The organism is Mycobacterium sp. SMC-14, assembly GCF_046250075.1.
Classification (GTDB): Bacteria; Actinomycetota; Actinomycetes; order Mycobacteriales; family Mycobacteriaceae; genus Mycobacterium.
In genome coordinates, this window is the sequence record NZ_CP176429.1 from 2,713,418 (window position 1) to 2,733,107 (window position 19,690).

Annotated in this window: 19 protein-coding genes; 2 read left to right on the forward strand and 17 right to left on the reverse strand. The window is 67.0% G+C overall.

Features of this window, described 5'->3' with window-relative positions; translation table 11 throughout:
* Window positions 1-32: 32 nt before the first annotated feature.
* The 3 genes from ACKY0W_RS12630 to ACKY0W_RS12640 all read right to left on the reverse strand — a co-directional run bounded on the left by ACKY0W_RS12630 (window position 33) and on the right by ACKY0W_RS12640 (window position 3,646).
* Entirely contained in the window at window positions 33-1,616 is a 1,584-nt protein-coding gene (locus ACKY0W_RS12630; protein ID WP_409434335.1) for a PPE domain-containing protein, read from the reverse strand.
* A gap of 141 nt (window positions 1,617-1,757) precedes the next feature.
* A complete protein-coding gene (locus ACKY0W_RS12635) occupies window positions 1,758-3,338 on the reverse strand; it encodes a PPE domain-containing protein (RefSeq protein WP_409434336.1) in 1,581 nt (526 codons plus the stop codon).
* Complete coding sequence (locus tag ACKY0W_RS12640; protein ID WP_409434337.1) at window positions 3,335-3,646, reverse strand: PE family protein; 312 nt, start codon at window positions 3,644-3,646, stop codon at window positions 3,335-3,337. Before ACKY0W_RS12640 ends, ACKY0W_RS12635 begins: the two co-directional genes overlap by 4 nt.
* A gap of 908 nt (window positions 3,647-4,554) precedes the next feature.
* Between ACKY0W_RS12640 and ACKY0W_RS12645 the strand changes: the two genes are divergently transcribed.
* Complete coding sequence (locus ACKY0W_RS12645; RefSeq protein ID WP_409434338.1) at window positions 4,555-5,166, forward strand: TetR/AcrR family transcriptional regulator; 612 nt, start codon at window positions 4,555-4,557, stop codon at window positions 5,164-5,166.
* A gap of 22 nt (window positions 5,167-5,188) precedes the next feature.
* On the opposite strand, the gene ACKY0W_RS12650 is transcribed toward ACKY0W_RS12645, so the two are convergent.
* The 6 genes from ACKY0W_RS12650 to ACKY0W_RS12675 form a co-directional block, all read right to left on the reverse strand.
* The gene (locus ACKY0W_RS12650) at window positions 5,189-5,944 is read right to left on the reverse strand and encodes a YebC/PmpR family DNA-binding transcriptional regulator (protein WP_409434322.1); all 756 of its coding nucleotides are present in this window, start codon (window positions 5,942-5,944) and stop codon (window positions 5,189-5,191) included.
* Between the two features lie 52 nt (window positions 5,945-5,996).
* Entirely contained in the window at window positions 5,997-7,358 is a 1,362-nt protein-coding gene (locus ACKY0W_RS12655) for an ABC1 kinase family protein (RefSeq protein ID WP_406759042.1), read from the reverse strand.
* Window positions 7,359-7,434: 76 nt separating this feature from the next.
* Window positions 7,435-8,031, reverse strand: a complete 597-nt coding sequence (gene pdxT, locus ACKY0W_RS12660) for a pyridoxal 5'-phosphate synthase glutaminase subunit PdxT (RefSeq protein ID WP_409434339.1) — start codon at window positions 8,029-8,031, stop codon at window positions 7,435-7,437.
* Window positions 8,028-8,873: an acyl-CoA thioesterase II gene (gene tesB / locus ACKY0W_RS12665; protein WP_409434340.1), complete on the reverse strand. Its 846-nt coding sequence runs from the start codon at window positions 8,871-8,873 to the stop codon at window positions 8,028-8,030. The genes pdxT and tesB overlap by 4 nt, the downstream gene beginning before the upstream one ends.
* Window positions 8,874-8,915: 42 nt before the next feature.
* Complete coding sequence (gene pdxS / locus ACKY0W_RS12670) at window positions 8,916-9,833, reverse strand: pyridoxal 5'-phosphate synthase lyase subunit PdxS (protein WP_406759045.1); 918 nt, start codon at window positions 9,831-9,833, stop codon at window positions 8,916-8,918.
* A 69-nt stretch (window positions 9,834-9,902) separates the two neighbouring features.
* Window positions 9,903-10,550: a helix-turn-helix domain-containing protein gene (locus ACKY0W_RS12675; protein WP_406781399.1), complete on the reverse strand. Its 648-nt coding sequence runs from the start codon at window positions 10,548-10,550 to the stop codon at window positions 9,903-9,905.
* A gap of 94 nt (window positions 10,551-10,644) precedes the next feature.
* On the opposite strand from ACKY0W_RS12675, the gene ACKY0W_RS12680 reads away from it, so the two are divergent.
* Entirely contained in the window at window positions 10,645-11,433 is a 789-nt protein-coding gene (locus ACKY0W_RS12680) for a Coq4 family protein (protein ID WP_409434341.1), read from the forward strand.
* A 21-nt stretch (window positions 11,434-11,454) separates the two neighbouring features.
* On the opposite strand, the gene ACKY0W_RS12685 is transcribed toward ACKY0W_RS12680, so the two are convergent.
* From ACKY0W_RS12685 to ACKY0W_RS12720, 8 genes are all read right to left on the reverse strand, one after another.
* The gene (locus tag ACKY0W_RS12685; RefSeq protein WP_409434342.1) at window positions 11,455-12,468 is read right to left on the reverse strand and encodes an alcohol dehydrogenase catalytic domain-containing protein; all 1,014 of its coding nucleotides are present in this window, start codon (window positions 12,466-12,468) and stop codon (window positions 11,455-11,457) included.
* Window positions 12,469-12,529: 61 nt separating this feature from the next.
* The gene (locus tag ACKY0W_RS12690) at window positions 12,530-13,579 is read right to left on the reverse strand and encodes an NUDIX hydrolase (RefSeq protein ID WP_409434343.1); all 1,050 of its coding nucleotides are present in this window, start codon (window positions 13,577-13,579) and stop codon (window positions 12,530-12,532) included.
* On the reverse strand, window positions 13,579-14,703 hold the full coding sequence (locus ACKY0W_RS12695; protein WP_409434344.1) for a glycosyltransferase family 4 protein: 1,125 nt from the start codon (window positions 14,701-14,703) through the stop codon (window positions 13,579-13,581). The genes ACKY0W_RS12690 and ACKY0W_RS12695 overlap by 1 nt, the downstream gene beginning before the upstream one ends.
* Complete coding sequence (locus ACKY0W_RS12700; RefSeq protein ID WP_409437768.1) at window positions 14,703-15,626, reverse strand: phosphatidylinositol mannoside acyltransferase; 924 nt, start codon at window positions 15,624-15,626, stop codon at window positions 14,703-14,705. Before ACKY0W_RS12700 ends, ACKY0W_RS12695 begins: the two co-directional genes overlap by 1 nt.
* A 17-nt stretch (window positions 15,627-15,643) precedes the next feature.
* Window positions 15,644-16,318 carry a phosphatidylinositol phosphate synthase gene (gene pgsA / locus ACKY0W_RS12705; RefSeq protein ID WP_409434345.1) on the reverse strand — a complete coding sequence of 225 codons (675 nt, stop codon included), beginning with the start codon at window positions 16,316-16,318 and terminating at the stop codon, window positions 15,644-15,646.
* Window positions 16,315-16,887 carry an HIT family protein gene (locus tag ACKY0W_RS12710; protein ID WP_409434346.1) on the reverse strand — a complete coding sequence of 191 codons (573 nt, stop codon included), beginning with the start codon at window positions 16,885-16,887 and terminating at the stop codon, window positions 16,315-16,317. The genes pgsA and ACKY0W_RS12710 overlap by 4 nt, the downstream gene beginning before the upstream one ends.
* On the reverse strand, window positions 16,884-18,971 hold the full coding sequence (gene thrS / locus ACKY0W_RS12715) for a threonine--tRNA ligase (RefSeq protein WP_409434347.1): 2,088 nt from the start codon (window positions 18,969-18,971) through the stop codon (window positions 16,884-16,886). Before thrS ends, ACKY0W_RS12710 begins: the two co-directional genes overlap by 4 nt.
* 91 nt (window positions 18,972-19,062) lie before the next feature.
* Window positions 19,063-19,677: a PaaI family thioesterase gene (locus tag ACKY0W_RS12720; RefSeq protein ID WP_409434348.1), complete on the reverse strand. Its 615-nt coding sequence runs from the start codon at window positions 19,675-19,677 to the stop codon at window positions 19,063-19,065.
* Window positions 19,678-19,690 lie beyond the last annotated feature (13 nt).

Consider the following 19,690-nt stretch of genomic DNA (forward strand, 5'->3'; position numbering starts at 1 on the left):
ATCCACATCGATTGCCTTGTGTTCACCGACGATCAGCTCTCTGCGTTGTCTCCCACTCCTTCGGTCGACTGACCGGTCCAGCTGGCCGGTAACAGCGGCTCAATCGGGACGCCACTGAACGAGTCGCCGGCCAGGGTGGCCAACCCGGCTTCTCGCACACCGTGTTTGACGACATTTCCGCCGAAACCGAGACCGCCCGAGCTGCCCTGCGATGCGATCGGTCCGCCGCCCGGCGTCCATTCGGCGTCCACTTCGACGTTCATGTCGGCGTATTGCTCGCCGTGCTCACGAAGCTGCGTCCGCCGTCGGCGCCGCGATCGCGACGCTCGTCGGGCGGCCGACTCCTCTACCGCGGAGTCCGATGCCGGGCTCTTTGCCTGTGAGCCGGTGCCGCTACCAGTCCTGTTGTTCGAATCGAATCCGACACCGGGACCTCCGCCGAATCCGGTCACGTACGGAAAGGCGAATGCCGGGGCTGGGGCGGGCGCAGGCGGCGCCGGCGGTGACGCACCGCCGGGAACGCTGGCCGGCGGGGCTGCTGCGGGGGATCCGGTGGCCGGCATCGACCCGGCCACACTCACCACGTGCACGTTCGCCCCCGGCGTGACCGGAGCGGCGGGCGCCGCCGCGAATTCGGGAGCCGCGGCCAGAACAGGCAGCTCGAAAGGCCTTGGCAGAGCTGCCAGTGCCGCAAGTGCACTCATGCTGGCAAAAGGCGCGGCAAGGCTGGAGGAGATCGCGGCACCCAGCTCGATGGCGGTCAGCGGATGCGCGAGCAACCACGGTGCGAGGGTCACCGGGTTGAGGAGCAGCAGGCCCACTTCCGGGTTCGTCGAAAGATTGGCGACGATGTAGTCGATCTCCTGGATCTGAGTCAACGTGTTCTTGAGCCAGTACGCCAACGTCAACGGGTTGGTGTAGGCGGTATACGGCAGTCCGTCGATGGTGCCGGTCACGGGGTCCCAGCGCAGACCCAAGGCCGAATCCAGGAAGTCCGCGAGGCCTTCAAGGAAAGGGTCGGTCCAGGTGTGGGCAGGGCCCCACGGGTCCGACGAATCCGCGGACCTCGATGCCTCGGACTTGAGGATCGCCGGCCCCGCTGGGGGCGGCGTGAGTGACGAGGCGGCCAAGCCCGCAACCGCCTGATAGGTGCTCATCGTGGTAGCGGCCTGAACCCACATCCGCACGTAGTCGGCCTCGTTGATCGCAATCGGGACGGTGTTGACCCCGAAGAAGTTCGTCGCGAGCAGTACGCCGTGAACGGCGTGATTGGTGGCCAATTCAGCCATCGTCGGCATCGCTGCCAACGCGGTGATGTAGGCAGCCGCCACGGTCTCGTGCTGGGCGGCCGCCGCGGCGCTCTCGACGCTGGCCTGCGTCAGCCACGCTAGGTAGGGCGCATTGGCTGCCACGTAGGTTTCCGCGCTAGTCCCTCGCCATACCCCTGCCTCCACCGATGTCAGCACCTCGTTGAGTTCCACAGCCGCCGATGCGTACTCGGCACTCAAGGTGTTCCATGCCACGGCCGCAGCCAACACCGAGCCCGGGCCTGGCCCACTGCTCAGCAATGTCGAATGGACCTCCGGCGGCACCGCCATCCACGCCGGCGCGGTCACGCTGACCACCCCAGTCCGGATAGTTCAGCCCGCCCCCGGACCCCGAACGCCGACTCCGCCAACTGCGGAACAGGCGCATCTAACACCCTCACGGTCCATCTCCAATTCGACATCGATTGCCTTGCGTTCACCGACGGTCAGTTATCTCCCGCGGTGATCCGCCCCTTCGTTCGACTGCCCGGTCCAGGTACTCGGCATCAACGGTTCGATCGGAAGACCACTGAACGAATCACCGGTGAGAGTGGTTAAACCCGCTTCTTGCACATCGTGTTTGACAACGCCGCCGCCGAGCCCGAGCTGTCCCGCATTGCCCTGCGAAGCACTCGGGCTGTCGTCTGGCGACGCCCATTCGGGGTCGACGTTCATGTCGGCGAACTGGTCGCCGTGATCGTGCAGCTGCGTCCTCCGGCGGCGGCGCTTGCGTGCCTGCCGACGCGCGGCGGATTCTTCTGCCGCCGAGTCCGATGCCGGGCTCTGCGCTCGTGCACCCGTGCCGCTTCCGGTCTTGTTGCTCGAATCGAAGCCAATCCCAGGACCGCCACCGAATCCGATCACGTAGGGGAACGCGATTCCCGCTCCCCCGACTGCCGCGGGCGCCGGTGCCGGCGCCCCTGCACCGGCAGAGGCGCTCGCCGGAAGCCCGGCCGCAGGGGATCCCGAAGCGGGCACCGACCCGGCAACGCTGACCAGGTGCGGGTTGGAGACCGCCGTAACCGAGTCAGGCGCCGAGGTGGCTTCGGGAATTGAGTCGACCATTATGGGCACGTCGGACGGCCATGGCAGGGCTGCCAGCGCCGCGAACGCGCTCAGGCTCGCCAAGGGCGCGGTAAGGGTCGAGGCTATTGCGGCACCCAGCTCGATGGCGACCAGCGGGTGCGCGATCAAGAACGTCGAGAGGGTCGCCGGGTTGAGCAGCAGCAGGGCGACTTCCGGGTGAGCCCCGACATTCGCAATGACGTAGTCGACCTCTTGGATGAGAGTCACGGTGTTCTTGACCCAGTACAACCCGGTCAGTGGATTGGTAAATGTCGAGTACGGCAGCCCGTTGATGGTGCCGGACCCGGGCTCCCAGTTGACCCCCAGATACCGCAGCACCTGCGCAACGCCCTCCAGGAAGGGATCAGTCCAGGTATGGGCCGGGCCCCACGGGTCCGCCGGATCCGAGGTCTCGGCCGATCCCGCTGACTTGAGGATCGGCGGCGCCGGCGGGGTCTCCGGTGTTGACGCCGCAGCGGAGCCCGCGACCGCCTGGTAGGTGCTCATCGTCGTGGCGGCCTGAACCCACATCCGCGTGTAGTCCGCTTCGTTGAGTGCGATGGGGACGGTGTTGATTCCGAAGAAGTTCGTCGCCAGCAATACCCCGTGAACCGTGTGGTTCGCGGCCAGTTCCGCCAGTGTCGGCATTGCCGCCAACGCAGCTGTGTAGGCGGCGGCCACCGTCTCATGCTGGGCGGCCACCGTGGCACTGTTGGCGCTGGCCTGGGTCAGCCAAGCCAGGTAGGGCGCGTTCGCTGCCGCATACGATTCGGCGCTTTCGCCCTGCCACGCCCCGCTCTCTACGGCCCCCAGCACCTCGCTGAGTTCTTCGGCCGCCGAGGCATACTCGGCGCTCAAGGAGCTCCAAGTCCCAGCTGCTGCCAACACCGGGCCGGAACCCGGCCCACTGCTCAACAGCGCTGAATGAACCTCCGGCGGCAACGCCATCCAGGCCGGCGCGGTCACGTCAGTCGCCCGTGCGGATACACCGATGCCGCGGCGGCATCACCCACGACGTAGTTGATGCCGGCCTCGCCCACTCCGATCCCTGATCGGCCGAGTTCGGCTGTGCCCTGTGCCGCCACCACTTCATGGCGGCCGCCGAAGAGGCTGAGCGTAGTCGCGCTCTGCAGGGATACCGGGTCAGCAGCAGGAGGAACCACCGCCGTGATCACCGGCGCCGCGCCGGCGTGCGCCGCCGCGAGCCTGGCGGTCAGTGCTTCCACGCGTGCGCAGGCAGCGGCCAGTCCTTCGGGGACGACATGTAGCGGCATGGCCAATCTCCTTCCGAACTGGGGGCAGAACCTCGCAACTGCTTGTGGGTACTCATAGGACCACCAGGGCCGAACACGTGTCGACCACCACCCTGAGGCGCACTGCGCGACAACAGCTAGCGGAGAGCATCGCGATTACACAGAGCGTCTCCGAATTAGGTTGTGCAGCAACGATCTTCAGCGCACCATGACGATATGTTAATCCCAGAAAGGATCTCGCATTGGGTTTGAATCAGCAGGTTCCGAAAGGTGCACCGGCACTTAAACATCGGACGAGAAAGGCGGGTGTCGCTGAGCACGTACGCCGACGAAAGGCGGCCACTACCGAGTCGTTGGGCGAGACATCCAGATGCAGAAGGCATCGAATTACACTGCAACACAGCGCCTTACCATCGATGCAGCGGTTGGTCAGAGCATGCGGATTCGCACGCGCGCGTCGCTTGAAAGCATGATGCCCTCGACGACCGGACGATTCGAGCCGAGGAACTGCGCAGCGCCGCGAACTCAGCAGCCAATAGGAGGATCCGACTACCTTCGCCGTCAGTCGAGCCGGCCGGCAGACCGCGACAATCGGCGGCGAACGTAGCAGCCGCGACAGACGGTAGGAAGTAGAGATGCACGGCCAAGAGGTGGGGTACCGACCGTGGCAATGTTGGCGGGTGCCCGCTGCGCGGTCGCCGAACGTGCAATCAGCCCCGTGGTGTCACAGGAAGCAGGAGCGACATCGCCCCTGGCGGCTGCGCTGACGATCCCGCGATTCCTGGCAGCCCGGCACCACTCGGCCGGCGGCCTGCATGGGAGCGGCCATCAGGACCTCCGTGAATTGGTGGATCAACATGTCGAGCCCGCCGCGACGCGCGCCCGCTAGTCAAGCGACTACACCGAGGTAGTGCGGCTAGCGTAGCTATGTGGCTGACAACGATGCAACAGGCGCCCAGATCGACGAGAACGCTTCGGCGGCCCGCGAAGAAGCCACTGCCGCGGTGCTGATCCATGCGGCCGACCTGTTCGCCGAGCGTGGGCCGGCGGCTACTTCGATTCGGGACATCGGCGCTCGGTCTGGGGTGAACCACGGACTGGTGTTCCGGTACCTGGGGACCAAAGATCAGCTGGTCAAGGCGGTTCTGAACCATCTGGCGGACGAGGTTTCCACAGCGGTGCAGGCCGGCGCGTCGGCGGAGGTGATCGCGGCCAAGACCGAGCTGCAGTGGCGAGTGCTGGCCCGCGCCATCCTCGACGGTTTTCCGGTCGGGCAGCTCCAGGAGCGATTCCCCATCGCAGCAAATCTGGTGAAGCACGTGCAACGCAGCTATGACGACGAGCTCACCGGCCGTCTCGCCGCCGCCAATGTGATTGCACTGCAATTGGGTTGGCAGTTGTTCGAGCCGTTCCTGCGTTCAGCGACGGGGATCGAAGATCTATCGTCGGCCGACCTAAGGCAAAGTCTTAGCGGTGAGATCGCGCGAATGCTGAAAGCCAGCCCCACAGACGTGTACCGGATTGCATTCCCGGTGAGCTAAAACAGGCGTCGGCCGAGATCGCTTATTCGGCGTCGAGTGCGGCGAGGACTTCGTCGGACAGGTCCACGTTGGTCCACACGTTCTGCACGTCGTCACTGTCCTCAAGAGCCTCGACGAGCTTGAACACCTTGCGGGCACCCTCGACGTCGACCGGGACGCTGACCGACGGCTGAAAGCTGGCCTCAGCCGAGTCGTAGTCGATCCCCGCCTCCACCAGCGCACTGCGCACCGCCACCAAATCCCCCGGCTCGGAGATGACCTCGAAGCTCTCCCCCAGATCGTTGACATCCTCAGCACCAGCATCCAACACCGCCGCCAACACGTCATCCTCGGTCAACGCGTTCTTCTCCAGGGTCACCGTGCCCTTGCGGCTAAACAGATAAGCGACCGAGCCGGGATCAGCCATCTGACCGCCGTTACGCGTCATCGCCACCCGCACCTCACTGGCAGCCCGATTACGGTTATCGGTCAAACACTCAATCAACACCGCCACCCCATTGGGCCCGTAACCCTCATAGGTGATGGTCTGATAATCCGCCCCGCCAGCCTCCTCACCCGCACCACGCTTACGCGCCCGCTCAATATTGTCGTTGGGAACCGAACTCTTCTTCGCCTTCTGAATGGCGTCATACAACGTCGGATTGCCCGACGGATCCCCACCACCCACCCGCGCCGCGACCTCGATATTCTTGATCAACCGCGCAAAATTCTTCCCACGACGAGCGTCAATGACGGCCTTCTTGTGCTTCGTGGTAGCCCACTTGGAATGGCCGCTCATCGGTTGCCCCACCTCACTGTTGCATCAAAACTTTGCCCGACGATTCTACGTGTCAGTTCTGCTCGCGCGCCGGGGGCTGCTCGGGCGGGAAGAACCCGGGTGCCCATCGCTCGATCAGTGCGGCGTAGTCGACGTGCGCGTCCAGCTGTACCGCTACTCCGAGCAGGCCGCCCAGCGTACGCAGCAACATGACGTAACCAGCCGGAATAGTCAGCCGGCGAGCCATCTTGAATCGGTCGGCAAAGCCTTCCGCCATCGGATCCGTGGTGACCAGCGCAGACTTCTGGAACCACTTGCGGGTGAAGTGGAACTCCCCCGACCGCAGCGGGTCGATGTAGGGCCACAGCGGCTGGATGTACTCCACCAGCTGATCGGCACTCAGGTCATAGTCGGCCGGCATGAACCCGAGCTGCTTGAGCAGCCGGATCGCCTCGTCCCACTGCTCGTCACGCGCCCAGCACAACAGTTCGGCAAACCCCGGCGGGATGCCCTCGGGATGTTCGGCTACCGCGCCGAAGTCGATGACGCCCAGCCGACCGTCGGGCAGCATCATGAAGTTGCCCGGGTGCGGGTCGGCATGCACCAGCCCCACCCGCGCTGGTGAGCTCAAGGTGAACTCCAGCAGCAGCGCGCACGCGGAGTCTCGCTCCTGCCTCGTGCCACTGTTGATGATCGCCGACAGGCGCCGGCCCTCGATCCACTCCGACACGATGACCTTCGGCGCGCTGGCGATCACCGCCGGCACGAAGAACTTCGGGTCATCGGCATAGGCCTTGGCGAAGGCCCGCTGATTGTCGGCCTCCTGGCGGTATTCAAGCTCCGCTTCCAGGGTGTCGTTGATCTCCGAGACCAGTCGGTCCACATCAGCGCCCGGAACGACCTGCTTGGCGACCCAGTTGAACCGCTGAATCAGCTTGAGGTCGGCGCGCAGCGCCTCGTCAGCACCGGGGTATTGGATCTTCACCGCGACGTCGCGGCCGTCCTTCCAGACCGCCCGGTGTACCTGCCCGATGCTCGCCGAGGCGGCAGGGGTGTCGTCGAAGGACGCGAAACGCTCTCGCCATTTGGTGCCGAGCTGGGCGTCGAGCACCCGGTGCACCTTGGCGGCCGGCAGCGGCGGGGCCTCGCTTTGGAGCTTGACCAACGCCTCGCGGAACGGCTCGGCGAACTGCGGAGGAATCGCGGCCTCCATCACCGACAGCGCCTGGCCGACCTTCATCGCGCCGCCCTTGAGCTCGCCGAGCACCTTGAACATCTCGTCGGCGGCCTTCTCCAGAAGCTCGGCGTTGACCTCGTCTTTGGTCTTGCCGGTCATCCGCTTGCCCACACCGAGCGCTGCACGGCCTGCGACTCCGGCCGGGAGGCTCGCCAGTTTTACAGCGCGGCGAAATCCGCCCCGCGCGAGATCTGCCATGCGGACATCATGCCTGGCCGGTCTGGGCGACCGCATTCCCGGTCACCCAACGGGCGGCCGGCCGCGGGCGCGACGGTCAGGCCTGGCCCGAGGCGATATCGACGAACAGCCGGTGAATACGCCGGTCGCCGGTCACCTCCGGGTGAAATGAGGTGGCCAGCACGCGACCTTGCCGCACCGCGACCGGATGGCCGGCGGCCTCGGCCAGCACCGCAACGCCGGGGCCGATTCGCTCCACCCAGGGTGCTCGGATGAACACCGCGTGCACCGGTTCGTCCAATCCGTCGAAATCGACGTCACCCTCGAAAGAATCGACCTGGCGACCGAAAGCGTTGCGCCGCACGGCCATATCGATCCCTGACAACGGAATCGCGGCACGCCCCTGCGCACCGGCATCGAGGATCTCACTGGCCAGCAGAATCATTCCCGCACAGGAACCGTACGCCGGCATCCCGTCTGCCAACCGGGCCCGCAGCGGGTCTACCAGCTCCAGCTCACGCAGCAGATGGCTGATCGTGGTCGACTCGCCACCGGGAATCAGCAGCGCGTCGACCTCATCCAGTTCGCGGCGGCGGCGTACCGGCACCGGATCGGCACCGACAGCGCTCAGCGCGGCAAGGTGTTCACGGACGTCGCCCTGCAATGCGAGCACGCCGATGCGCGGGCCGCTCACTGGTCCGTCGGGTGGTATCCGGACGGGTATCGGGTCAGCCCCTCCTGCATGACGGCAGCCACCATGTCCCCGGACCGGTTGTAGATCTTGCCCTGGGTCAACGCCCGGCCGGCGCCCGCCGACGGCGACGACTGGTCATAGAGCAGCCATTCGTCGGCCCGGAATGGGCGCATGAACCACATCGCGTGATCGAGCGACGCCACCTGCAGGTGGTCACGCTCGCCGGGGTGGATCGCCCAGGAGGTGCCCAGCAGGGTCAGGTCGCTCATGTAGGCCAGCGCACAGATGTGCAGCACCGGATCGTCGGGCAGCCGGTCGCGATGACGGAACCAGACCTGCTGCTCGGCGACCTTGCCCGGGATGTGCGGCAGCTGCTCACGCGGCACCCGGCGCAGATCCCACTCGGCGAACGCCTTGAAGCCCTCGTCGTCGAAGGCCTTCATCGCGGCGATGTCGGGCAGGTCCTTAGGGTCTGGTGCCTCAGACATCACATCTTGATGCTCAATGCCCTGTTGTTCGGTCTGGAACGAGGCCGACATGTTGAAGATGGTTTCACCGTGCTGGATGGCGTTGACGCGCCGCGTACAGAACGAACCGCCGTCGCGGACCCGCTCCACGGTGAACACGGTGGGCGCCTTGGCATCTCCGGGACGCAGGAAATATCCGTGCAGCGAGTGGACCCGGTAGCGCGGATCCACGGTGCGCACCGCCGACACCAGGGCCTGACCGGCTACGTGCCCACCGAAGGTACGCTGGTTGTCCGCGGACAGCGGGCTGAACACACTCCCGCGGTAGATGTTGACCTCGAGCTGTTCGAGATCAAGGATCTCTTCGATCGCCACGCTATGACCGTCTGCTCTTCGCGCAAGCGCTCATCGCCACCTCTACCAGCCGCGTTCGGCAAGCCGGTGCGGTTGCGCGATGTCCTCCACATTGATGCCGACCATCGCCTCGCCCAGCCCGCGCGATACCCGCGCCAACACGTCTGGGTCGTCGTAGAAGGTGGTGGCCTTGACGATCGCCGCGGCACGCGCGGCGGGGTCACCGGACTTGAAGATGCCGGAACCGACGAACACACCCTCGGCGCCCAGCTGCATCATCATGGCCGCATCCGCCGGGGTGGCGATGCCGCCCGCGGTGAACAGCGTCACCGGCAGCTTGCCGGCCCGGGCGACCTCCGCGACCAGCTCGTATGGTGCCTGCAGTTCCTTTGCGGCAACAAACAATTCGTCTTGAGACAGTGACGTGAGCCGGCGAATCTCGCCACCGATGGACCGCATGTGGGTGGTGGCGTTGGAGACATCACCGGTGCCGGCCTCCCCCTTGGAGCGAATCATGGCCGCGCCCTCGGTGATCCGGCGCAGCGCCTCGCCCAGGTTGGTCGCCCCGCATACGAACGGCACGGTGTACTGCCACTTGTCGATGTGGTGGGTGTAGTCGGCGGGGGTGAGCACCTCGGACTCGTCGATGTAGTCCACCCCGAGGCTCTGCAGAATCTGCGCCTCGACGAAGTGCCCGATGCGTACCTTGGCCATCACCGGGATGGTGACCGCGGCGATGATGCCCTCGATCATGTCCGGGTCGCTCATCCGCGAAACCCCGCCCTGGGCACGGATGTCGGCTGGCACCCGCTCCAGTGCCATCACCGCGACGGCGCCGGCGGCCTCAGCGATGCGGGCCTGGTCCGGGGTGACGACGTCCATGATGACGCCGCCCTTGAGCATCTCGGCCATGCCACGCTTTACTCGCGCAGTACCCGTTTGTCCGTCGGGTGCCGAACCGTTCTGCGCCGCGCTGTCCACTGAATGCTTCTCCTTGCTGGCCTGTAATACCCGCTCAGTGTAGTGGGCCGACGCCAGCGGTTTTCCCGCTCATTGCCGCTGCGCCGTGAACACGGGCTCCGCCCGAGGTGGATCGGCGAGCAGCGCAGGCAACACGAACACCCGGACATAGCGGCGGACCTGGTCGGCGTCATGTACACCGGGGATGAGGCCCAGCAGTAATCCCAGTGCGGTCGACAGCACGAACCGGGCTGCATCGCCCGAATACAGGCCGGCCCGCAGTTGTGGGCCGGCCTGCCGGAATCCCGCTTCATAGAGCCCGGCCAGCAGCTCACCCAGCGTCGCCGACCGGGCGATCAGCGCCGCGACGTTCCCCTCATCTGTGTGCTCGGAGATCACCCGCAGCAGCGGGTCCTGGCCGATTTCGGTGGCCACGATCACCAGCGACTCCGTCACCAGATCCCCAGGCCCGGCCACTGCGTGCAGTCGGGTGGTGATCTCGGCGATCTTGCGTCCGGCCACCCGGACCACCAACGCGTCCAACAGCTCGTCACGAGTGGCGAAGTGGCGGTAGATCACCGCGCGGGTGTAGCCGGCTTCCCGCGCGATGACCTGCATCGTGGAGGCCCGGTAGCCACGGTCGGCGAAGGACCGCTCGGCGGCGTCCAGGAGCAGCTCTCGCGCGTGTTCGGGCGGATTGCCCCCACCGGGCGGTCGGCCCCGCCCGCGCACCGTCATACCCGATCCGCGCGGAATATATGGACATTCCAACTCATCTGTCTATTATTAGCCTCACTGGATTCCCCGCGCTTTCCGAGGGAGGGTTCGTCGCATGGCCGCAACGATTGCCGGTGTTCCCGAGCAACGAGACTGGCAGGCCGTGTTCGGCTCGTGGCGTCTGTTGGCCGATCCAGGCCGCAACGGCGGCTCGGCGTTCGAACTGATCGTCGGCCTGGCGGCTCCGATCCTGGCCCGCAGCTATCACCAGTTGCGGGCGCATCCCAACGGCCGGCGCCTGTTCGCCGAGAAGCCGGACCTGTTGGCGCTGCTCGGTGACGACGATTATCTGGCCTCGCTGCCGCACGGCTCGCTCGGCCATGCCTACCGATCGTTTCTGCGCACCAATCGATTGGATGCAGGCGTCTTCGACGTGGACACGGTGATCCGGCCGATCGCCGAGCGCCGCGGCTGGGACGACGATTTCTTCTACATGATGCGGCGCGGCACCGCCCTGCACGACATGTTCCACACCCTGGGCGGCTATGGCCCGGACATGGGCGGAGAGTTCGGCAACCTGGGCTTCCACTGCGGCCAGATGGAACCGTCCGGCGCCCTCAAGACGCTGACCCTCGGGCTGCTCGGACCGGTCATACCGGCCTCGCCGTGGCGCAAGATCCGATACTTCCGTGAAGCGGTCCGCCGCGGCCAGCGCGCCGACAACTTGATGGCAGCCCCCTACGAAGAGCTGCTGGATAAGCCCATCAGGGAGGTGCGGGAGGCGTTGGGTGTCATGCCCACGCGCAGCGCCCACCCCGGCGGCCACCTGTTCATCGGCTGGATGCCGCCAGGCATGAAACCGCCGACCCGCTGGGACTACGACGCGACTCTTCCTGCCGCCTGAATCCGCACGTCGGTCAGTTGGTCAGACGGTCAGGACCATGCGGTAGCGCGCCCGGCCCTGCTCCATGGCGGCGTAGGCCTCGGCGGCCTGGGCCAGCGGACGCTCCTCGACACGGGCCCGAACCCCGGACAGCACCGCGAAGGCCATGGTCTCCTCGACATCGCGGGCGGTGCCCGACGGGTGGCCGGTGACGCTGAGCCCGGGGGTGATCAGCTGTACGGGGGCGATCGGCAGCGGCTCGCCAGTGACCCCGATGATCACCAGCTCCCCCCTCGGTGCCAACCCGCCCAGCGTGTCGGCCATCGCTCGCGAATTGGCCGCAGTGGCCAGCACCACCGACGCACCGCCCAGCGCCGCCATCGCCGCAGCGACGTCGCCGGCGGTCGAGTCGATGTAGTGGTGGGCACCGAGCGCGAGCGCATCGGCTTCCTTGCCTTCTCCACGTGCGATCGCGATCGTCTCGAAACCCATCGCCCGGGCGAACTGCACGCCCAGGTGCCCCAAACCACCCAGCCCGAGCACAGCGACCCGGTCCCCCGGTCGCGCCCGGGTAGACCGCAGCGCGTGGTAGGTGGTGACGCCCGCGCAGCCCATGGGAGCGGCTTCGACGAAGGACAACTCGTCGGGGATCCGGGCCAGCGCGTTGGCCGGAACGGTCACCGATTCGGCGTATCCGCCCGGGTAGTGCCAGCTGGGCACTTGACCATTGGCACAGTGGATGAAATCGCCTTTGCGGCAAGGAATGCAGTGGTTGCAGTGCCCCCCGAACCAGCCCACCGCAACCCGCTCACCCAGATGCCAGTCGGTCACTCCCGGCCCCAGTTCGGCGATCGTGCCGGCGATCTCGTGTCCCAGTGTCACCGGCCAGGTCATTCCAGGGAAGCCACCGTTGACGAAGGCGTGGTCGGTGCCGCAGACACCGCAGGCGGCCACGGCGATACGGACCTGACCGGGGCCCGGCGGGGAGGTGTCGACATCGACAAGGGTCAGTGGCGCATCAACTTCCGCTACGTGCACAGCGCGATGTGTTGGCATGGCGGCTCCCTGGGTAGCGAGGATGATTCGCCCGAGGCGTGTTCAGCCTAAGCCGCGCAGGTCAGGAAATCCGGCGAAGACTTCCATCTTCTCCTGTGCCACCGTCGGCCGACCGGGCGGCCTCGGCGAGACGATCACCCAGTTGCACTGGGTAGACCTTTTCACCGTCGGCGGCCAGCGCCGTGATCTCTGCGGTGTCACACCAACGATGCCCGTGCAGATAACGACGCTCCAGCCCGGTGCGGCCGGCCCCGGACGGCTCGAAGCGCGCAGTGCGGTAGGCGAAGAAGAACTCCTGGCTGTTGAGACGCTCACCGTTGAAATGGAACACGGCGTCGCGGCGCCAGATCGGTCCGACCAGCTCGCCCGGGGCGACCTGCAAACCGGTCTCCTCGGCCAGTTCGCGCGCCGCCGCTTCGGCGAGCGGCTCGTCGGGCAGCACCTGCCCGCCGACGGTGAACCACCAGCGCGGCGCCGGGTTGGCCGCATCATCGGGCAGGGCCGGATCGTGGCCGCATAGCAGCAGTACCGATCCGGTTTCGTCCAGCAGCACCACTCGCGCCGAAACGCGCGGATCCAGCACGCCGCGACCACCGTGGGCAGCCATGCCTGCTCGCTCGACGATCTCGAAGTACGTCGGCATCGGAGCGGTGCCACCGAGATGGAGGGCTCGGACCAACGGACGTTCACGCAGTGCCACCGTGTCACGGACCGCGTCATTGTGGAACCGGCGTGCCAACAGCACTCGGGCTTCGGCGTCCGCCAACTCGGCGACCATCACATGGGGCAGCGACTCGGCATCGACCATCGCCAGCTCGGCCGACAAAGCGTTCTCGGCGGCCTCACGCTCGTGGCGCGGAGCCCGCTCGGCGACATCGGCCAGGGCAGCCAGCCGCCGGCCGGCCACCTGGTCCCCGTAGGCGTCGATCGCCACGGCCCGGGCCACCACCGCTCGGCGCCCCAGCGCCCCGTCCAGCGCCTGCCAGGACAGGTCGCAGCGCACGTGCAGCCGGTTGAGCCGGTTCGCGGTCTGGTATGCCCAGGCGACAGCGGCGGCCAGCACCGCCACCCCGACCAGGACCAGCACTGTCGCCACGATGGTCAGTTCCATCAGTCGCCCACCGTGACCTTGCTGCCAACCCCGGCGACCGTCTCGTAGACCCGGATGATCTGGTCGGCAACCACCGGCCAGTCGAAGCGGCGTACCGCTTCGGCCCCGGCCGCCACGTACGACGCCCGCAGCGTCTCGTCATCGAGGACCTCGATCAGGGCGGCGGCCAGCGCCGCGGGGTCATCGACCGGCACCAGCCGGCCGGCCTCCCCGTCGCTCAGCACCCGACGGAAGGCGTCCAGGTCACTGGCGACCACCGCGGTGCCGGCGGCCATCGCCTCGGCCAGCACGATGCCGAAGCTCTCCCCGCCGGTGTTCGGTGCGCAGTACACGTCTGCGCTGCGCAGGGCCGACGCCTTCTCGGGGTCGTCGACCTGCCCCAAGAAACGCAGGTGGCTAGCCAATTTCCCTGCGCTACGGCGCAATTCGTCCTCATCGCCGCGGCCGACGATCAACACCTGAACGTCGCTGTGCTGCTCAACCAACGCCGGAAGTGCCCCCAGTAGCACCGCCATCCCCTTGCGAGGCTCGTCGTAGCGACCGAGAAACAGCACCGTTCGCCCTGCGCGCGGATAGCCCGGCAGGGGCTGCGCCGTGGCGAATGCGGCCACGTCGACCCCGTTGGGGATCTCCACCGCGTCAGAGCCCAGGGCCTCCATCTGCCAGCGCCGAGCCAGATCCGAGACCGCGATGCGGCCAATGATCTTCTCGTGCATCGGCCGGAGCAGGCCTTGCACCACGCTCAGCGTCAGCGATTTGGTCGTCGAGGTGTGAAACGTCGCCACGATCGGGCCTTCGGCCACGTTCAGTGCCAGCATCGACAGGCTGGGTGCATTCGGCTCGTGCAGGTGCAGCACTTCAAAGTCGCCCTGCATGAGCCACCGTTTGACCTTGCGATATGCCGCCGGGCTGAACTGCAGCCGGGCGACCGAGCCGTTGTAAGGGATCGCGACGGCTTTGCCGGCCGATACCACGTACTCGGGCAGCGCGACGTCCGGCGACGCAGGCGCCAGCACGCTGACGTGATGTCCGCGGGCGCGCAGCACCTCCGCCAGTTGCAGCACATGTGCCTGCACCCCGCCCGGTACATCGAACGAGTAGGGGCAGACCATGCCGATCCGCATCAGGTCTCCCCCAAGCGCGCCCGTCGCGATTCGGGAAGGTCGGCGATCCATTGCGGCTGCATCATGTGCCAGTCCTGCGGGTAAGTCGCAATACCCTCGGCGAACTTGTCGGCCAGCGCCTGGGTGATCACGCCGACATCCCCACTGCTGCAGTCCAGCGGGGCACCGATGTCCACGCCCCATCCCGCGCCGTCGAACCAGCAGTACGCCGGCAACAGGGCCGCGCCGGTTGCCAGCGCGAGTTTGGCCGGGCCGGCCGGCAGCCGGGTGGGCTCACCGAAGAAGTCGACCGTCACCCCGTTGCGGCTCAGGTCGCGGTCGGCCATCAGACATACCAGCCCGTTGTCGGACAATCGCTCGGTCAGTATTTCGAAAGGCGGGCGGCTACCACCCGACGACGGCAGTACCTCGAAACCCAGGCTCTCCCGAAACGCCAGGAACCGCCGGTAGAGCGACTCGGGTTTGAGGCGCTCGGCGACGGTGGTGAACCCGCCGTGGGTCTGGGCCATCCACACCCCGGCCATATCCCAGTTGCCACTGTGCGGCAACGCCAGCACCGCCCCGCGGCCGGCCGTCAGTGCCGCGGTGACATTGTCGCGCCCCCGCACCGATTCGTGCAGCTGCGCCGCCAGTGCTGCGTGATCCATGGTGGGCAGCCGAAAAGCCTCCCGCCAGTACCGGGCATAGGACGCCAACGAGGCGCGCATCAGCTCCGCCGGCACCTGCGGCGGGCTCACCCCGATGACGCGGGCCAAGTTCTTGCGCAGCTGTTCGGGTCCCCCGCCGCGCGAGGCGAACAGGGCACCGGCGTCGAACGCGTTGCGGGCGACGAATTCGGGCATCGCGCGCACCAACATCCAGCCCGCCGCGAATCCGGCGTCGGTGGCCCAGGCATCGAGCTGACTGAGCCCGGGAACTCGCAGGCCGTTCGGGATGAAGGTCACGGGCCCGTGGTTTCCTGACCGTCGGAGCCGTCGGACATCTGCGGCAGCGGCTCCACCGCTCCTGGCGAGGTCCGGACTGTGTGCAGCCGCTGGGCGCAGGTGATCAGGCTGGCCACCGCCAGCAGCCACATCGCCACCGGCAACGCCCACGGCAGCGGGAAAACCGGCAGGTCGGACAACCCGGCGCCCACCAGCACGATGATCAGCCGTTCGGGACGTTCGATGTAGCCGCCGTCACCACGCAGTCCGCTGGCCTCCGCACGGGCCTTGATGTAGGAGATCACCTGCGAGGTGACCAGGCAGATCAGGGTGGCCACCACCAGCGGGGGGTTGTTCAGGCCGAACGCCGCCCACCAGGCCAGCCCGCAGAACACCGCGCCGTCGCTGATGCGGTCGCAGGTGGCGTCCAGGACGGCGCCGAACGCGCTGCCACCGCCGCTTTGCCGGGCCATTGCCCCGTCGACCATGTCGAAGTGCACGAAGAACCAGACGATCAAGGTTCCGGCGAACAGCTGGCCGGTCGGGAACAGTGTCAGCGCCGCCAGCACCGCACCGGCGGTGCCCACCATCGTGACGATGTCTGCGGTGAGGCCGGCTCGCAACAGGACTCGTGCCACCGGCGTGGTGATGCCGGCGAACGTCGCCCGCGACAGGAACGGCAGTCTGCTCATTGCTGCGTGGCCCACTCGTCGGCGAGCAGCCGGCGAGTGTCGCGCAGCAACTGCGGGATCACTTTGGAACCGCCGACGATCGTGATGAAGTTCGCGTCACCGCCCCAGCGCGGCACGACATGCACGTGCAGATGCTCGGCCAGCGAACCGCCGGCCGACTCGCCGAGGTTCATCCCGACGTTGAACCCGTGCGGGCGTGACACGGCCTTGATGACGCGGATCGCCTTCTGAATGAAGGCCATCAGCTCAGCGCCCTCGTCGTCGGTGAGGTCTTCGAACTCCGAGAACCGCCGGTAGGGCACCACCATGAGATGCCCTGGGTTGTAGGGGTAGAGGTTGAGCACCGCATAGACGTGTGCACCGCGCGCCACCACCAACCCGTCCTCATCTGAGAGCGCGGGGATGTCGGTAAACGGTTGGGTGGAGCGCGCCGATCCGGATTCCGCACGCTTCAACGGGGCCTCGGCCAGGTAGGTCATCCGGTAGGGCGTCCAGAGTCGCTCCAGTCGGTCGGGCTCACCGGCGCCGGTGTCGACGATCGCCTCCCCGCCGGCCTGGTCGCCGCTCACTGCGCCTCGCCCGTTCTGGGGCCCGCCTCAAGGCCCGCTTTGAGCGCCTCCGCGGTCGGCACGGTGTTGGCGCGTGCGGCAATCCAACCGGCGATGGCCGCCACCGCCTCGTCGCGCGGCACCCCGTTGATCTGGGTGCGGTCGGCGAACCGGAAGCTGACCGCGCCCGCCTCGACATCGCGGTCGCCGGCCAGCAGCATGAACGGCACCTTCTGGTTGGTGTGGTTGACGATCTTCTTGGGCATCCGGTCGTCGCTGGCGTCGACCTCGACCCGCACGCCGTTGCGGCGCAATTGCGCCGCGAGGTCGTCCAGGTAGGCCACGTGCTGGTCGGCAACTGGGATGCCGACCACCTGGACCGGCGCCAGCCATGCCGGGAAAGCACCGGCGTAATGCTCGGTCAACACACCGAAGAAGCGCTCGATCGAGCCGAACAGCGCCCGGTGGATGAGCACCGGCCGCTGGCGGGTTCCGTCACTGGCGGTGTACTCCAGCTCGAAGCGGTCGGGCATGTTGAAGTCAAGCTGGATGGTCGACATCTGCCAGCTGCGGCCCAGAGCATCCTTGACCTGCACCGAGATCTTCGGCCCGTAGAAGGCCGCACCGCCCGGGTCGGGCACCAGGGTCAATCCGGACGCCTCGGCGACCTCGCGCAGGGTGTCGGTCGCCTCCTCCCACACCTCGTCGGAGCCGACGTACTTCTCCGGGTCTTTGGTGGACAGCTCCAGGAAGTAGTCGTCCAGCCCGTAGTCGGCGAGCAGGTCGAGCACGAAGCGCAGCAACGAGGCCAGCTCGTCACGCATGCTTTCGCGGGTGCAGTAGATGTGCGCGTCGTCCTGGGTCATCCCGCGCACCCGGGTCAGCCCGTGCACCACGCCGGAACGCTCGTAGCGGTAGACGCTGCCGAACTCGAAGAGCCGCAAGGGAAGTTCCCGGTAGGAGCGCCCACGCGACCGGAAGATCAGGTGGTGCATCGGGCAGTTCATCGGCTTGAGGTAGTAGTCCTGGCCCGGCTTGCGCAGGGTTCCGTCCTCGGCGAATTCCGCGTCGATGTGCATTGCCGGGTACATGCCCTCGCGGTACCACTCCAGGTGGCCGGAGGTCTCGTAGAGCTCGGACTTGGTGATGTGCGGGGTATTGACGAATTGGTAGCCGGCCTCGATGTGCTTGCGCCGCGAGTATTCCTCCAGCTCGCGGCGGATGATTCCGCCCCTGGGGTGGAAAACCGGTAGGCCCGAACCGATTTCGTCGGGGAAGCTGAACAGGTCCAGCTCGACGCCGAGCTTGCGGTGGTCGCGGCGCAGCGCCTCCTCGATCAATTCGAGGTGACTGTCCAGCGCCTCCTGCGATTCCCATGCGGTGCCGTAGACACGCTGCAGGCTGGCGTTCTTCTGGTCACCGCGCCAGTAGGCGGCCGAGGAGCGGGTGAGCTTGAACGCGGGGATGAATCGGGTGGTCGGGATGTGCGGGCCGCGACACAGGTCACCCCAAACCCGTTCCCGGGTACGGGGATTCAGGTTGTCGTAGGCGGTGAGCTCGTCCCCGCCGACTTCCATGATGTCCGGGTCATTGGACTTGCCAAAATCTTCCGAGACCAGCTCCAGCTTGTAGGGCTCACCGGCCAACTCCGCGCGAGCAGCATCCTTGGACTCGTAGACGCGCCGGGAGAACAGTTGCCCGTCCTTGATGATGGCGCGCATCCGCTTCTCCAGCTTGGCCAGATCCTCGGGAGTGAACGCCTCGGGTACGTCGAAGTCGTAGTAGAACCCGTCGGTGATCGGCGGGCCGATGCCGAGCTTGGCGGCCGGGAACAGGTCTTGGACCGCCTGGGCCAGCACGTGGGCGCACGAGTGCCGGATAACGCTGCGGCCGTCGTCGGTGTCTGCGGCCACCGGGGTCACGTCGGCGTCGGCCTCGGGAATCCAGCTCAGGTCGCGCAGTCGGCCCTCGGCGTCGCGTACCACCACGATGGCATTGGGGGCTCCCCGGTCGGGCAGGCCCGCCGCGCGTACCGCTGCGGCCGCGGTTGTCCCGGCAGCCACCCGGATCGGGCTTGCCGGGGCGGGGATGGCGGGCGCGGTCATGACGTGGTCTCCAAGGGGGTGCTAGGGGCTAGAAACGTCCGCGACCATGCTATCGGGGCGCTGGTGGCGAACAATTCGCGAGTACACGGCGTCATGGTTGGCCGGGTTTGAGCACTACGAACAATGCCTCTCCGTCGGTCAGGACGGTGTCGCCGTCGCACAGTCGGGTCTCGACGTAGATCTTGCGGCCCTCCGTCCGGCTGACCCACGCCTCGACCTGCAGTTCCTTGTCGATCGGGACGATCTGACGGTAGTTGAGGTGCAGGTAGGCGGTGCGCTGATAGGGCCCCCCGGTCAGCATCCAGGACGCTGTGCCCAGCACCGAGTCGAACAGCAGCCCGATAGCGCCGCCGTGCGCCGCACCGTTGCGACCCAGGTGGAATCTGCGGAACCTAGCCCAGCCGCGCAGTCGCCCGTCGTCGTGCTTCTTGAGCTTCATCGGCACCGGCAACAGATTGCCGCGCATCGGCAGGTCCAACCGGCGCCCGGACGGAGACGACCATTCGTCGGTGTCGTAGGGGGCCAGCAGGTCGCAGACCTCCTGCAGCGCGTCGGCCGCCCGAGTGATCACCTCGGCCGGAGCGTCGACGGCGCGGGCGTGGTCCTGCAGCGCGCGCATGGTCTCCAGGAACCGACCGTAGTCCGGCCCGCCCCTCTCGGTCGGTTCGGGCGGATTAAAGCCGCCGCCGGCGTGTGGGGCATTCACCCCCCTATTTAAC

Coding starts and splice junctions, on each gene's coding strand:
- ACKY0W_RS12680 (WP_409434341.1), top strand. CDS start 10,645: ATGGCCGCAACGATTGCCGGTGTTCCCGAGCAACGAGACTGGCAGGCC.
- ACKY0W_RS12675 (WP_406781399.1), bottom strand. CDS start 10,550: ATGACGGTGCGCGGGCGGGGCCGACCGCCCGGTGGGGGCAATCCGCCC.
- ACKY0W_RS12655 (WP_406759042.1), bottom strand. CDS start 7,358: ATGGCAGATCTCGCGCGGGGCGGATTTCGCCGCGCTGTAAAACTGGCG.
- pgsA (WP_409434345.1), bottom strand. CDS start 16,318: ATGAGCAGACTGCCGTTCCTGTCGCGGGCGACGTTCGCCGGCATCACC.
- ACKY0W_RS12650 (WP_409434322.1), bottom strand. CDS start 5,944: ATGAGCGGCCATTCCAAGTGGGCTACCACGAAGCACAAGAAGGCCGTC.
- ACKY0W_RS12690 (WP_409434343.1), bottom strand. CDS start 13,579: ATGGAACTGACCATCGTGGCGACAGTGCTGGTCCTGGTCGGGGTGGCG.
- thrS (WP_409434347.1), bottom strand. CDS start 18,971: ATGACCGCGCCCGCCATCCCCGCCCCGGCAAGCCCGATCCGGGTGGCT.
- ACKY0W_RS12685 (WP_409434342.1), bottom strand. CDS start 12,468: ATGCCAACACATCGCGCTGTGCACGTAGCGGAAGTTGATGCGCCACTG.
- ACKY0W_RS12640 (WP_409434337.1), bottom strand. CDS start 3,646: ATGCCGCTACATGTCGTCCCCGAAGGACTGGCCGCTGCCTGCGCACGC.
- ACKY0W_RS12695 (WP_409434344.1), bottom strand. CDS start 14,703: ATGCGGATCGGCATGGTCTGCCCCTACTCGTTCGATGTACCGGGCGGG.